Here is a 13,058-nt window from a genome sequence, read left to right on the forward strand (position 1 = left end):
ACTGTATGTAAATGGTAAAAGTGTTTAGGAGGACGAAAATAGTGGAGCCGGCAACTGTTGTAACATTTTATACGAGAAAAAAATGCCATTTGTGTGAAATCGCAAAAGACATGATAATGGAACTGCAAGCAGAGTTTCCTTTTACGCTCCAAGAAGTCGATATCGACTCAGATGATCAGTTAACAGAGCTTTATGGAATTATGATTCCGGTTGTCTTAATTGATGGTGAGGAAGTTCAATATGGACGTATTGACAAATTTGTCATACGTAAACGTTTGCAAAAAAAAATATCAAATTAATGTGTTGTTTTTTATTTTCACTCCTGTTAGAATAAGTTTGGGTTTAGGAGTGATTTTTTTTTAACCGAGTGGGACACAATATGTCTATACGGGACATAAAATGTCCAGATAAGGAGAACATTACCATGGACTCGATGATTGAATTACAAAAAAGATTATTACCTGACCTCTTACAAGTTATGCAAAAACGCTTTACGATTCTGCAATACATACGCTTGATGCAACCAGTTGGCAGAAGAAGCTTAGCGGGAAGTCTTAGTCTAACAGAACGAGTACTGCGCAGTGAAGTTGAATTTCTAAAAGACCAAGATTTAATTGATATTTCAAGTGTAGGAATGAGTTTAACATCTGAAGGAACACAGCTATTAAAAAAGCTTGAAAATGTAATGAGGAAAATATCAGGGATTGCTGATATGGAACGGTCACTAAAGCACCAACTTAATATTAAGAAAGCCATCATTGTTTCAGGTGATAGTGATGAATCGCCTTGGGTGAAAGGTGAGCTTGGCCGAGCAACAGCTAACTGTATGAAAGACCTGCTTAACGGTAAAAATATTATAGCTGTGACTGGTGGAACGACCATGGCATCCGTGGCTGAAATGCTAACATCAGATTTAGCAGACAAAGAGTTGCTGTTTGTACCCGCACGAGGTGGAGTTGGAGAGGTTGTGAAAAATCAAGCCAACACAATTTGTGCAACGATGGCCGAAAAAACAGGTTGTAAGCACCGAGTCTTTTATGTTCCTGATCAAGTAAGCAAAGAAATTTATGAATCCTTTATAAAAGAGCCTTATATTGCGGAAATATTAGATTTATTGCATTCAGCTAGCATGGTTTTACATGGGATTGGAGACGCTATAGCAATGGCAGAACGCCGTCATACTTCTCCAGAAGTTCTTGAAAAAATCAAGCAACATAAAGCTGTTGGCGAATCTTTCGGGTATTACGTTAATGAGGCTGGAGAAGTAGTTCATAAGGTTCTGACTGTAGGACTTCAGCTTGAAGATATTCACAACATTGAGCATGTTGTCGCTGTCGCAGGTGGGGCATCCAAGGCAAAAGCGATTCGTGCTTATATGAAGCAAGCTCCACCGTCAACGATTTTAATTACCGATGAAGGTGCAGCGAAACAAATGCTATTGGGTTAATCTCATTTTCACTTTATATGCATACGTTAATGGTTAGATGGGAAAAATTACAATTGTTTTTACTGGGGAATTTCCCCTTTTATATAAATACTTAAAATCATGAACATCCTTAAGGAGGAAATAATAATGGCAGTTAAAATGGGTATTAATGGATTTGGACGTATTGGACGTAATGTTTTTCGCGCAGCTTTAAATAATCCGAATGTTGAAGTAGTAGCAGTTAATGACTTAACTGATGCAAATATGCTTGCACATCTTTTACAATACGATACTGTACATGGCAAATTAGCTGAAACTGTATCTGTAGATGGTGATTTCCTAGTAGTTGGCAGCCACCGTGTAAAGGTTATTGCTGAGCGCGATCCTGCACAACTTGGCTGGGGTGACCTTGGAGTAGAAGTAGTAGTTGAATCTACTGGTCGTTTCACAGATCGTGCAAATGCTGCAAAACATCTTGAAGCAGGCGCTAAAAAAGTAATTATCTCTGCTCCAGCATCTGGTGAAGATTTAACAATCGTTATGGGTGTTAACGAAGACAAGTACGATGCAGCTAACCACCACATCGTATCAAACGCTTCTTGTACTACAAACTGCTTAGCTCCATTTGCAAAAGTATTAAATGATAACTTTGGTATCAAGCGTGGTATGATGACAACTGTTCACTCATATACAAACGACCAACAAATCTTAGATTTACCACACAAAGATTACCGTCGTGCTCGTGCTGCTGCAGAAAACATGATCCCAACTTCAACTGGTGCTGCAAAAGCGGTTGCTCTAGTTCTTCCTGAATTAAAAGGAAAATTAAACGGTATGGCTATGCGTGTACCAACTCCAAACGTTTCTGTAGTTGACTTAGTAGCTGAGCTTGAAAAAGAAGTTACAGCTGAAGAAGTAAATGCAGCATTAAAGGCAGCAGCTGAAGGCGAATTAAAAGGTATTTTAGAATACACTGAGCTTCCACTTGTTTCTACTGACTTTAACGGAAGCACAGCATCTTCTACAATTGACGCTGATTCTACAATGGTTATGGAAGGCACCATGGTTAAAGTTCTTTCTTGGTACGATAACGAAACTGGTTATTCTAACCGTGTAGTAGATCTTGCTGATTTTATGGGTAAAAAAGGCTTCTAATATTGGATATTCATTCCATAAACGTCTATAATGGTATAGGGTGTGTGTCTAAACACAACTGCTAACCAATATTCAAAAGAGCGAGTTCATTAAATTCCCTGATCATCAGGGAATTGCCAATAGGACGAAATAAAAGGGGAGCGGGGATGATTCCCCACTCCCTTTTTATATTTATTTCGAATCTTGAAAATTTAGGTTAGCGTGTATTTAAGACATTCCGGAAAACCGTTACGAGCAAACTTATTTTTTAAAAAGGTTTGTTAATGCACATTGTTGATTGGAGCGAGCACCTGCTGCTGAAATCAACAAGCTAATTAACAAAGCCCCCAAAAAAAGGAGGACCATCCTGTATGAACAAAAAATCTGTAAAAGACGTAACAGTAAAAGGCCAACGTGTGTTTTGCCGCGTCGATTTCAATGTACCAATGAGTGAAGGCCAAATTACGGATGATACACGTATCCGTGCAGCTCTTCCAACCATTCAATACTTAGTCGAGCAAGGGGCAAAAGTTATTCTTGCATCCCACTTAGGTCGTCCAAAAGGACAAGTGGTTGAGGAATTACGTTTGACTGCTGTTGCAAAACGTCTTTCCGAGCTTCTTGGTAAAGAAGTGAAAAAGACAGATGAAGCATACGGAGATTCCGTAAAGGCTGAAATCAATACGCTAAATGAGGGAGAAGTTCTTCTTCTTGAGAATGTTCGTTTCTACCCAGGCGAAGAAAAAAATGATCCTGAATTAGCAAAAGCTTTTGCTGAGCTAGCAGATCTTTATGTGAATGATGCATTCGGTGCCGCACACCGTGCCCATGCCTCAACAGAAGGAATTGCACACCACATTCCTGCTGTATCAGGATTTTTAATGCAAAAAGAACTTGATGTTCTTGGTAAAGCACTTTCAAATCCAGAGCGCCCATTCACAGCAATCATCGGCGGTGCAAAGGTAAAAGATAAGATTGGCGTTATTGATAACCTTCTTGAAAAGGTTGATAACCTCATCATCGGTGGAGGTTTAGCTTATACCTTTATTAAGGCTCAAGGTCATGAAATTGGTCAATCATTGTTAGAAGCTGACAAAATCGATTTAGCCCTTTCTTTCATTAAAAAAGCAGAAGAAAAAGGCGTTAAATTCTATATGCCAATCGATGCTGTAATAGCAGACGAGTTCTCTGCAACTGCTAATTCAAAAGTAGTGGGAATTGATGAAATTCCTGCAGATTGGCAATCACTTGATATCGGACCAAAAACTGCAGAGCTATACAGCGATGTAATCAAAAATTCTAAATTAGTTATTTGGAATGGTCCAATGGGTGTATTTGAAATGGATAAGTTTGCCGGCGGTACAAAAGCTGTTGCCGAAGCACTTGCTGAAAGCACTGATACATATTCTGTTATCGGTGGAGGAGACTCTGCAGCGGCCGTAGAAAAGTTTGATTTAGCAGATAAAATGAGCCATATTTCAACTGGTGGCGGTGCTTCATTAGAGTTCATGGAAGGTAAAGCATTACCAGGAGTTGTAGCATTAAACGATAAATAAGGTAACCACAGAAAGGATGTACATCACATGCGCAAACCGATCATAGCAGGAAACTGGAAAATGCATAAAACTCTAGCTGAAGCAAAAAGCTTCATGGAGCATGTAAACGAGCTAGTCCCTTCAAAAGAGAAGGTAGATTCAGTTGTTTGTGCTCCGGCTTTATTCCTAGAACAACTTGTGTTAATTTCTAAAGACTACCATGTAGAAATCGGAGCCCAAAACATGCACTTTGAAAAAAGCGGCGCATTCACAGGTGAAGTTAGCCCTGTTGCACTAGCAGACCTTGGTGTTAAATATGTAATCATTGGTCATTCAGAGCGTCGTGAAATGTTTAACGAAACAGATGAAAGTGTTAATAAGAAAACTCATGCTGCGTTTGCACATGGCTTAACACCAATCGTTTGCTGCGGTGAAACACTAGAACAGCGTGAAGCGGGACAAACGAACGATTTCGTTGGCGGACAAATCAAAAACGGTTTAGCTGGCTTAACTGAAGAGCAAGTGAAGCAAACTGTTATTGCTTATGAGCCAATCTGGGCAATCGGTACAGGTAGATCATCTTCTGCAGCAGATGCAAATGAAGTATGTGCTTATATTCGCCAAGTGGTTGCTGAACAATTTTCTCAAGAAGCAGCACAGGCAGTTCGGATTCAGTACGGTGGTAGCGTAAAGCCTGAAAACATCAAAGAATATATGTCACAACCGGATATTGACGGTGCGTTAGTAGGTGGAGCGAGCCTCGAGGCTGAATCTTACCTACAATTATTGGAGGCAGGATCAAATGAGTAAATCTCCCGTGGCATTAATAATCCTCGATGGATTTGGATGTCGTAATGAGAATAAAGGTAATGCAGTTGCGCAAGCAAACAAACCTAATTTCGATCGTTATTGGAAAAACTTCCCGAACCAGCATTTAACAGCTAGTGGGGAAGCAGTAGGATTACCAGAGGGCCAAATGGGGAACTCTGAGGTTGGACACCTTAACATCGGTGCCGGCCGCATTGTGTACCAAAGTTTAACACGAGTGAATGTGGCGATCCGTGAGGGTGAATTTGAGAAAAATGAAACCCTTGTTGGCGCAATCAATCATGTGAAAAAAGAAGGTACAAGCCTACACCTATTCGGATTACTATCTGATGGTGGTGTCCACAGTCACATTCAACATATGTTTGCCCTTTTGCGCTTAGCTGCAGCAGAAGGTGTGGAAAAAGTCTATGTTCATGCTTTCCTAGATGGTCGTGATGTTGGACCACAAACGGCTGAAGGCTTTATCCAAGAAACAATGGATGAAATGAAAAGAATCGGTGTCGGTGAATTTGCAACGATTTCCGGTCGCTATTATTCAATGGACCGTGATAAGCGTTGGGAACGCGTTGAAAAATCGTACCGTGCAATGGTTTACGGAGAAGGTCCTTCTTACACCAATCCAATGGATGTTGTAATGGATTCATATGAAAAGGGCATTTATGATGAGTTCGTTCTGCCTTCTGTTATCACGCGCGAAAGCGGCGAGCCGGTTGCGACAATCGGTGACAACGATGCGGTAATTTTCTATAATTTCCGTCCTGACCGTGCGATTCAAATTTCTAACACATTTACAAATAAGGATTTCCGCTCATTTGACCGCGGGCCAAAGCATCCGGAGAACCTATTCTTCGTATGTATGACACATTTTAGTGAAACTGTTGATGGTTATGTTGCATTTAAGCCAACAAACCTAGATAATACATTAGGTGAGGTATTGTCGCAAAATAATCTACAGCAGCTTCGCATTGCAGAAACGGAAAAATATCCGCATGTTACCTTCTTTATGAGCGGTGGCCGTGAAGCAGAATTCCCTGGTGAGGAAAGAATCTTAATTGCTTCTCCAAAAGTTGCAACCTATGATTTGAAACCAGAGATGAGCGCTTATGAAGTTACGGATGCATTAGTTGATGCAATCAACAAAGACAAGTTTGACGCCATTATCTTAAACTTTGCTAACCCAGATATGGTTGGACACTCAGGTATGCTTGAACCAACCATTAAAGCTGTTGAAACAGTTGATGAGTGCTTAGGCCGCATCGTTGATTTAATCCTTGAAAAAGGTGGAACAGCGATTATCACAGCCGATCATGGAAATGCTGATGAAGTCATCACACTTGAAGGCAATCCAATGACAGCACACACAACCAATCCAGTACCAGTGATTGTCACTAAAGCTGGCGTTGAACTTCGCGACGGTGGAATTCTTGGGGACCTAGCTCCAACTATGCTTGATTTATTAGCAATCGAAAAACCAGCAGAAATGACTGGAACTTCGTTAATTAAGAAGTAAGTTTTTAGTAAAGCTTAAAGTTGATTGGAGTGGAAGGTGCGAGACTCCCTGGCGTGAAAGCGCAGAAAGGGAGCTCCTTCTCTGCAATCATCTGACAAGTTTAGCAAAAAAATAAAACTGTATATTTAAGGAGAGATTTTTAATGCCATTTATTACTGACGTATACGCTCGTGAAGTCCTTGACTCCCGCGGTAACCCAACAGTTGAAGTAGAAGTTTTCACAGAATCAGGTGCATTTGGACGCGCTCTAGTACCATCTGGTGCATCAACTGGTGAATACGAAGCAGTTGAGCTTCGTGACGGCGACAAATCCCGTTACCTTGGTAAAGGTGTATTAAACGCAGTTAAAAACGTAAACGACATTATCGCTGATGCGATCATCGGTATGGACGTAACAGACCAAGCTGGCATCGACCGCACAATGATCGAGCTAGATGGCACTGAAAACAAAGGTAAATTAGGTGCAAACGCAATCCTTGGCGTTTCTATGGCTGCTGCTCACGCTGCTGCTGACCTAGTAGGTCTTCCATTATACCGCTACCTTGGTGGATTCAACGCGAAGCAATTACCAACTCCAATGATGAACATCATCAACGGTGGTTCACATGCTGACAACAACGTTGACTTCCAAGAATTCATGATCTTACCTGTAGGAGCTCCTTCATTTAAAGAAGCAATCCGCATGGGTGCTGAAGTATTCCACAGCTTGAAAAAAGTTCTTTCTGGTAAAGGCTTAAACACAGCTGTAGGTGACGAAGGTGGTTTCGCTCCAAACCTTGGTTCAAACCGTGAAGCTTTAGAAGTAATCATCGAAGCCATCAAAGCTGCTGGTTACGAAGCTGGCAAAGATATCTTCCTTGGTATGGACGTTGCTTCTTCTGAGTTCTACAACAAAGAAACAGGCAAATACGATCTTGCTGGTGAAGGCCGCACAGGTTTATCTTCTGAAGAAATGGTTTCTTTCTACGAAGAGCTTGTTAACGAATTCCCAATCCTTTCAATCGAAGATGGTTTAGACGAAAACGACTGGGAAGGTCACAAATTACTAACTGAGCGCATCGGTGGACGCGTACAGCTTGTTGGTGACGACCTATTCGTTACAAACACTAAAAAGCTTGCTGAAGGTATTGAAAAAGGAATCTCTAACTCAATCCTTATCAAAGTTAACCAAATCGGTACATTAACTGAAACTTTCGAAGCAATCGAAATGGCTAAGCGCGCAGGTTACACTGCAGTTGTTTCTCACCGTTCTGGTGAAACAGAAGATGCTACAATCGCTGACATCGCTGTTGCAACAAACGCTGGTCAAATCAAAACTGGTTCAATGTCTCGTACAGACCGTATTGCTAAATACAACCAACTTCTTCGCATCGAAGACGAACTTGGCGATTTAGCAGTATACGATGGTTTAAAATCTTTCTATAACTTAAAGAAGTAATTCTTTAGATACGTGAACGCCGGCGGGAAGTACTCGCCGGCGTTTTTTTATGATTTTATGAGCGTTTGTGACAAAAATATGGCATTGGCTAATAGAATGCAGAAATCCGCTAATAGGGTATTAAAATTGTCTAATAGCACATAGAAATCCGCTAATAGAAACTTAAAATCGGCTAATAGAAACTCAGAATCGGCTAATACACAATGAGCTAGTTAATAAATATCAAAAGAAAGCAGGTAAACTCGGTATTTATTCTGTCCTCTGGAAGGCAAATTCAATTTTTTTAGCATTTTTGAGGCAACATGAACTGAATCTACTCCCAAAAACCAGCGAAATTGTGCATTCGTAATCTCCTCCCCCCACAAAAGAAAGTAATCTCTCAATGCAATTAGATGAGCATCCCGCGATTTACACTGACATCGCGGACAAAACCACGCACCTTGATAGTACTTCATCCCTAAAAATAGACAAATAGGGCAGTGAACCCCTGGACGCAGGTCCGTACGAGGAATTTTATAAATTTTTTCAATGTCAAAGCTAGGTTCACTATTCATTTTTATCAAAAGTCTTCCTAGTTTTCTTAGCATGGCAGGACATAATATTTCGTTCTTATATTTATAAGCAAAATCCTCAATCCGATAGAGAATCTGTCGACCGCGACAGACTCGGTACCGAGCTTCAGGGTCATTTTCAATTTTTACGATACAGTTTGGATTGCTCATCATGACAAGCGGTTCAATGGGGATAGCAGGAAAACCGTGCTTGAACAATAATGCACGAAGCTGACGAACTTGGAATTCGGCCTGCATGAGCGGATCCTCATAGCCAATTTCCTTATCATTTAGTCGTTGAATCATTTGGCCTGGATGCTCTGTCGAAAGACAGTTCACCACTCATGTATTTAACTTCAGTTGGAATGATGTGGGTCGCAGTATAAAGGAGGTTATCGATTTGAAAGTAGGTGCCATCCTTGTTCGGGATGTGGAGCCCTTGGAATATGTGGTAATCTTTCGGAGGAAGTTTAGTTGTTAATAATCGATCCAGCCGTTGCTCTCCAATGTGGCCAGCTTCTTTGCGCCGATTATCTTCCAGAATGACTGGGATTTTAGGATGGTGCGGCAATAATCGGCCAATCGCCGCATTATTGAACAGGATTTTCAGAGGGTATTTTCTTTCACTTATGATCAAATGCATCACACCTTTTCTTTTCATAAGGCTCTGTTAAATTAGAATGTTAATTTTTGCTCCAAGTGCTCACTTTCCGCGGAGCGGGCGCTGAGGCTCTACGGCATTTTACGTCTGTTTTCTCCTGTGACACCTTCTCCCGCAGGAGTCTCGCACTTTCCGCTCCAATCAACAGAGTGCTCAAAAATCAACATCGTTCTTTAACATAGCTTTTCATAAAAACTACTTCTCTTTCTTTTGAAAAAATCCTTTGCTTATCAAAATTTTTTGCTCCAGTTTTTTTGATTTGTTCACGCATTCGTAAGAGGTTGTGCTATTGTCTCTCGTTATAAAGTATGGTACAGTAAAACTACTGTAATTTGTACGTTTTTCAGGAGGTGGACTACATGCACGCATTTTTGGTTACCCTTTTAGTCATCGTAAGTATTGGTCTAATTGCGGTTGTACTTCTTCAATCAGGAAAAAGCGCAGGTCTTTCAGGAGCTATTTCTGGAGGAGCAGAGCAGTTATTTGGAAAGCAAAAAGCACGGGGAATCGATCTTATTCTCCACCGTATCACGATTGTATTATCCGTACTGTTTTTCATTTTAGCGATTTTAGTTACGTACTTCCAACTTTAATCATAAACGCAAACCTGAACCGCAAAGGCTCAGGTTTTTTTATTTTTAAAATAAATAAGATTATGCACAGCATCAAGCATATTGGTGGAATGCAGGATCATAATTTGCTAAAAAATAAGAAGGGCGTACACAACATACATAGAGTTTCATGAAGGGGTATTATACGATGAAGATTGTTCAATCAAAGCCGTTCACATTTAAATCAGGAAAAAGGGCAGTGTTGCTGCTGCATGGGTTTACGGGGAATACAGCCGATGTCCGGATGCTTGGTCGCTTTCTTGAAAAACAAGGCTACACATGCCATGCACCGTTGTATAAAGGACATGGCGTTCCACCTGAAGAGCTTGTACTGTCAGGGCCAGAGGACTGGTGGAATGATGTAATAACTGGCTATAACTATTTAAAATCTCAGGGACACGAGGAAATTGCGGTTGCCGGTTTGTCATTAGGTGGCGTATTTTCTTTAAAATTGGGATACACTGTTCCTATAAAGGGTATTGTGCCGATGTGTGCCCCGATGTACATAAAAAGCGAAGAGGTTATGTATAAAGGAATCTTGGAGTACGCTTGCGAATATAAACAACGGGAAGGAAAAACGCCTGAGCAAATCGAAAAAGAAATGGAAGAGTATCAACAAACGCCGATGAAAACATTAAAGGCACTGCAAAATCTGATTGCGGACGTGCGTGATAATGTTGATATGATTTATTCACCGACCTTTGTTGTGCAGGCTCGCCATGACAATATGATTAATATGAACAGTGCCAATATTATTTACAAAGAGGTCGAGTCCCTATTCAAGGAAATCAAGTGGTATGAACAGTCGGGACATGTGATTACACTTGATAATGAACGGGATCAATTACACGAGGATATTTATCAATTTCTAGAAAAGCTAGATTGGAAAGAATGAGGATTCGTGTTTAAAACAATAAATTATCTCCTCAAAGGAGGGAAATAAATGGACGAAATTAAGCTACACATTGACAGGCTGTTGTCACACATGAAGGATGAGGCATACAAGCCGTTAACGGTCCAAGAGCTTGAAAAGGCTTTTGGGATTGAAGATTCTTCAACTTTTAAGGATTTTGTAAAAGCACTTGTCGTGATGGAAGAGAAAGGGATGGTCGTCAGAACTCGGAGCAATCGCTATGGCCTGCCTGAAAAAATGAATTTAGTGCGTGGAAAATTAACGGGTCATGCCAAGGGATTTGCATTTGTCGTGCCAGATGAGCCTGGAATGGACGATATTTTTATACCACCGAATGAAACGAACAATGCGATGCATGGTGATATCGTACTTGTCCGGGTAGCAACAGCAACCTCTGGTCAACGCCGCGAAGGGACTGTTGTCCGCATCATCGAAAGAGGTATTCAACAAATTGTTGGGACCTATACCGAAAGCAAGCATTTTGGGTTTGTGCTCCCGGATGATAAAAAGTTTGCGAGTGATATTTTTATTCCTAAGGCAGCCTCAATGGGTGCAGTAGAAGGACATAAGGTTGTTGTAAAATTAACAACGTATCCGGAAGGTCGGAAAAGTGCTGAGGGTGAGGTCATCCAAATTCTTGGCCATAAAAATGACCCAGGTGTCGATATTTTATCAGTCATTCATAAGCATGGGCTTCCACTTGGATTTGAGGAGGAAGTTCTAGACCAAGCTAATCAAACACCGGATGAAATCGATGAAAGTGAAATCGCAAACCGTCGTGATCTTCGCAATGAGGTAATTGTGACGATAGATGGTGCTGATGCGAAGGATTTAGATGATGCTGTTCAAGTGAGCAAGCTTGAAAATGGCCATTATCGTCTCGGTGTTCATATTGCCGATGTTAGCTATTATGTGACGGAAGGCTCACCAATTGACCGAGAAGCTGAGGAGCGCGGCACAAGTATTTATTTAGTTGACCGTGTTATTCCAATGATCCCACATCGATTATCAAACGGAATTTGTTCATTAAATCCGAAAGTCGATCGCCTCACGCTTTCCTGTACGATGGAAATCACGCCTGATGGTGAAGTCGTTAACCATGAAATTTTTCAAAGTGTTATTAAAACCACTGAACGGATGACGTATTCCGATGTGAATAAGATCCTGACAGATAAGGATGAGGCATTGTTAAAGCGGTATGAGCCGCTTATTCCGATGTTCCAGACGATGGAGGAGCTAGCTGAAGTTCTGCGCAAGAAACGGATGCTACGCGGTGCGATTGATTTTGATTTTAAAGAAGCTAAGGTTCTTGTTGATGAGGACGGAAAGCCAACTGACGTGGTATTGCGCGAGCGTTCAGTCGCTGAAAGGTTGATTGAAGAATTCATGCTTGCAGCCAATGAAGCGGTAGCCGAGCATTTCCACTGGATGGATGTTCCGTTCATTTACCGGATTCACGAGGATCCCAAAGAGGATAAGCTAAGACGCTTTTTTGAATTTATTACAAACTTTGGCTATATCGTCAAAGGGACAGCGAACGAGGTCCATCCAAGAGCGCTGCAGGAAATTATCGAAGCGGTGCAAGGAAAACCAGAGGAGATGGTCGTTTCCACGGTGATGCTGCGGTCGATGCAACAGGCGAAATACGATCCTGAAAGCCTAGGACACTTTGGACTTTCCACGGAGTTCTATACCCATTTCACATCGCCAATCCGCCGTTATCCAGACTTAATTGTCCATCGCCTGATTCGGACATATTTAATTGAAGGAAAACTGGATCAAGCGACAAGAGAGAAGTGGGGCGCAAGATTGCCAGAGATCGCTCAGCATTCATCGAAAATGGAGCGTCGGGCCGTTGATTCGGAACGTGAGACAGATGAGCTGAAAAAAGCAGAATATATGGCTGATAAAATTGGGGAAGAGTATGATGGAATCATTAGCTCTGTCACCAATTTTGGGATATTCGTCGAGCTGCCAAATACGATTGAAGGTCTTGTCCATGTTAGCTACATGACCGATGACTATTATCGTTTTGATGAGCGCCATTTTGCGATGATCGGTGAACGGACAGGAAATGTTTTCCGTATCGGTGACGAGATCACCATCCGTGTTATTAATGTTAATAAAGATGAGCGCTCGATTGATTTTGAAATTGTTGGGATGAAGGGCACGCCACGCCGCATGCGGACTGATTCACCACGTGTATTCAAGACAGGTAGTGACAAAAAGAAACCGCGTCAAAGTCTTAGCCGCCCGGAAAGCTCTAAATCGCCATCTTCCAAACGAACTGGATCGAAAAAGAAGAAGTCTTACGATAATGCTTCAAAAGCGAAACGGGAAGGTAAGAAAAAACGACGGTAAATCGTTGCGAGGGCCTGTCATTTGGCAGGCTCTCTTTTTCCCTTCTCGTTGAGGCTTTCTGCAAGTTTTGCTAAAATAGAGAGATAGAAA

At 41.4% G+C, this 13,058-nt stretch carries 12 protein-coding genes; 10 read left to right on the plus strand and 2 right to left on the minus strand.

Annotation, left to right across the window (positions count from 1 at the left end):
• The first annotated feature begins 41 nt into the window (after positions 1-41).
• The 7 genes from RGF10_RS03890 to eno all read left to right on the plus strand — a co-directional run bounded on the left by RGF10_RS03890 (position 42) and on the right by eno (position 7,871).
• Positions 42-299: a glutaredoxin family protein gene (locus RGF10_RS03890; RefSeq protein WP_318507466.1), complete on the plus strand. Its 258-nt coding sequence runs from the start codon at positions 42-44 to the stop codon at positions 297-299.
• Between the two features lie 125 nt (positions 300-424).
• Positions 425-1,447 carry a sugar-binding transcriptional regulator gene (locus RGF10_RS03895; protein ID WP_318507468.1) on the plus strand — a complete coding sequence of 341 codons (1,023 nt, stop codon included), beginning with the start codon at positions 425-427 and terminating at the stop codon, positions 1,445-1,447.
• Between the two features lie 126 nt (positions 1,448-1,573).
• Complete coding sequence (gene gap, locus RGF10_RS03900; protein WP_318507470.1) at positions 1,574-2,581, plus strand: type I glyceraldehyde-3-phosphate dehydrogenase; 1,008 nt, start codon at positions 1,574-1,576, stop codon at positions 2,579-2,581.
• Between the two features lie 350 nt (positions 2,582-2,931).
• Complete coding sequence (locus tag RGF10_RS03905; protein ID WP_318507472.1) at positions 2,932-4,116, plus strand: phosphoglycerate kinase; 1,185 nt, start codon at positions 2,932-2,934, stop codon at positions 4,114-4,116.
• Between the two features lie 27 nt (positions 4,117-4,143).
• The gene (tpiA, locus tag RGF10_RS03910; protein WP_318507474.1) at positions 4,144-4,905 is read left to right on the plus strand and encodes a triose-phosphate isomerase; all 762 of its coding nucleotides are present in this window, start codon (positions 4,144-4,146) and stop codon (positions 4,903-4,905) included.
• Complete coding sequence (gene gpmI / locus RGF10_RS03915) at positions 4,898-6,433, plus strand: 2,3-bisphosphoglycerate-independent phosphoglycerate mutase (protein WP_318507475.1); 1,536 nt, start codon at positions 4,898-4,900, stop codon at positions 6,431-6,433. The genes tpiA and gpmI overlap by 8 nt, the downstream gene beginning before the upstream one ends.
• 142 nt (positions 6,434-6,575) lie before the next feature.
• A complete protein-coding gene (eno, locus tag RGF10_RS03920) occupies positions 6,576-7,871 on the plus strand; it encodes a phosphopyruvate hydratase (RefSeq protein ID WP_318507477.1) in 1,296 nt (431 codons plus the stop codon).
• A 212-nt stretch (positions 7,872-8,083) separates the two neighbouring features.
• Here the strand turns inward: eno and RGF10_RS03925 are convergent, their stop codons facing one another.
• Together RGF10_RS03925 and RGF10_RS03930 are read right to left on the minus strand one after the other, a co-directional pair.
• Positions 8,084-8,728, minus strand: coding sequence for a hypothetical protein (locus tag RGF10_RS03925; RefSeq protein ID WP_318507479.1), 645 nt, complete (start codon positions 8,726-8,728; stop codon positions 8,084-8,086).
• Positions 8,709-9,059 (minus strand): nuclease-related domain-containing protein, encoded by a 351-nt coding sequence (locus RGF10_RS03930; RefSeq protein ID WP_318507480.1) that lies wholly within the window; start codon positions 9,057-9,059, stop codon positions 8,709-8,711. Before RGF10_RS03930 ends, RGF10_RS03925 begins: the two co-directional genes overlap by 20 nt.
• 383 nt (positions 9,060-9,442) lie before the next feature.
• Here RGF10_RS03930 and secG point away from each other — a divergent pair, with 383 nt between their 5' ends.
• The 3 genes from secG to rnr all read left to right on the plus strand — a co-directional run bounded on the left by secG (position 9,443) and on the right by rnr (position 12,968).
• A complete protein-coding gene (gene secG / locus RGF10_RS03935) occupies positions 9,443-9,676 on the plus strand; it encodes a preprotein translocase subunit SecG (protein WP_318507482.1) in 234 nt (77 codons plus the stop codon).
• A 166-nt stretch (positions 9,677-9,842) separates the two neighbouring features.
• Positions 9,843-10,589, plus strand: coding sequence for an alpha/beta hydrolase (locus tag RGF10_RS03940; protein ID WP_318507485.1), 747 nt, complete (start codon positions 9,843-9,845; stop codon positions 10,587-10,589).
• 48 nt (positions 10,590-10,637) lie between these two features.
• On the plus strand, positions 10,638-12,968 hold the full coding sequence (gene rnr / locus RGF10_RS03945; RefSeq protein WP_318507488.1) for a ribonuclease R: 2,331 nt from the start codon (positions 10,638-10,640) through the stop codon (positions 12,966-12,968).
• Positions 12,969-13,058 lie beyond the last annotated feature (90 nt).

Source organism: Bacillus sp. T3, from assembly GCF_033449965.1.
In the GTDB taxonomy this organism is placed as follows: Bacteria; Bacillota; Bacilli; order Bacillales; family Cytobacillaceae; genus Bacillus_BU.

What these genes read in the sequence shown, in the direction of transcription:
- rnr (WP_318507488.1), top strand. Translation starts at nt 10,638, where the DNA reads ATGGACGAAATTAAGCTACACATTGACAGGCTGTTGTCACACATGAAG.
- secG (WP_318507482.1), top strand. Translation starts at nt 9,443, where the DNA reads ATGCACGCATTTTTGGTTACCCTTTTAGTCATCGTAAGTATTGGTCTA.
- gpmI (WP_318507475.1), top strand. Translation starts at nt 4,898, where the DNA reads ATGAGTAAATCTCCCGTGGCATTAATAATCCTCGATGGATTTGGATGT.
- RGF10_RS03895 (WP_318507468.1), top strand. Translation starts at nt 425, where the DNA reads ATGGACTCGATGATTGAATTACAAAAAAGATTATTACCTGACCTCTTA.
- RGF10_RS03940 (WP_318507485.1), top strand. Translation starts at nt 9,843, where the DNA reads ATGAAGATTGTTCAATCAAAGCCGTTCACATTTAAATCAGGAAAAAGG.
- RGF10_RS03905 (WP_318507472.1), top strand. Translation starts at nt 2,932, where the DNA reads ATGAACAAAAAATCTGTAAAAGACGTAACAGTAAAAGGCCAACGTGTG.
- eno (WP_318507477.1), top strand. Translation starts at nt 6,576, where the DNA reads ATGCCATTTATTACTGACGTATACGCTCGTGAAGTCCTTGACTCCCGC.
- tpiA (WP_318507474.1), top strand. Translation starts at nt 4,144, where the DNA reads ATGCGCAAACCGATCATAGCAGGAAACTGGAAAATGCATAAAACTCTA.
- RGF10_RS03925 (WP_318507479.1), bottom strand. Translation starts at nt 8,728, where the DNA reads ATGATTCAACGACTAAATGATAAGGAAATTGGCTATGAGGATCCGCTC.
- gap (WP_318507470.1), top strand. Translation starts at nt 1,574, where the DNA reads ATGGCAGTTAAAATGGGTATTAATGGATTTGGACGTATTGGACGTAAT.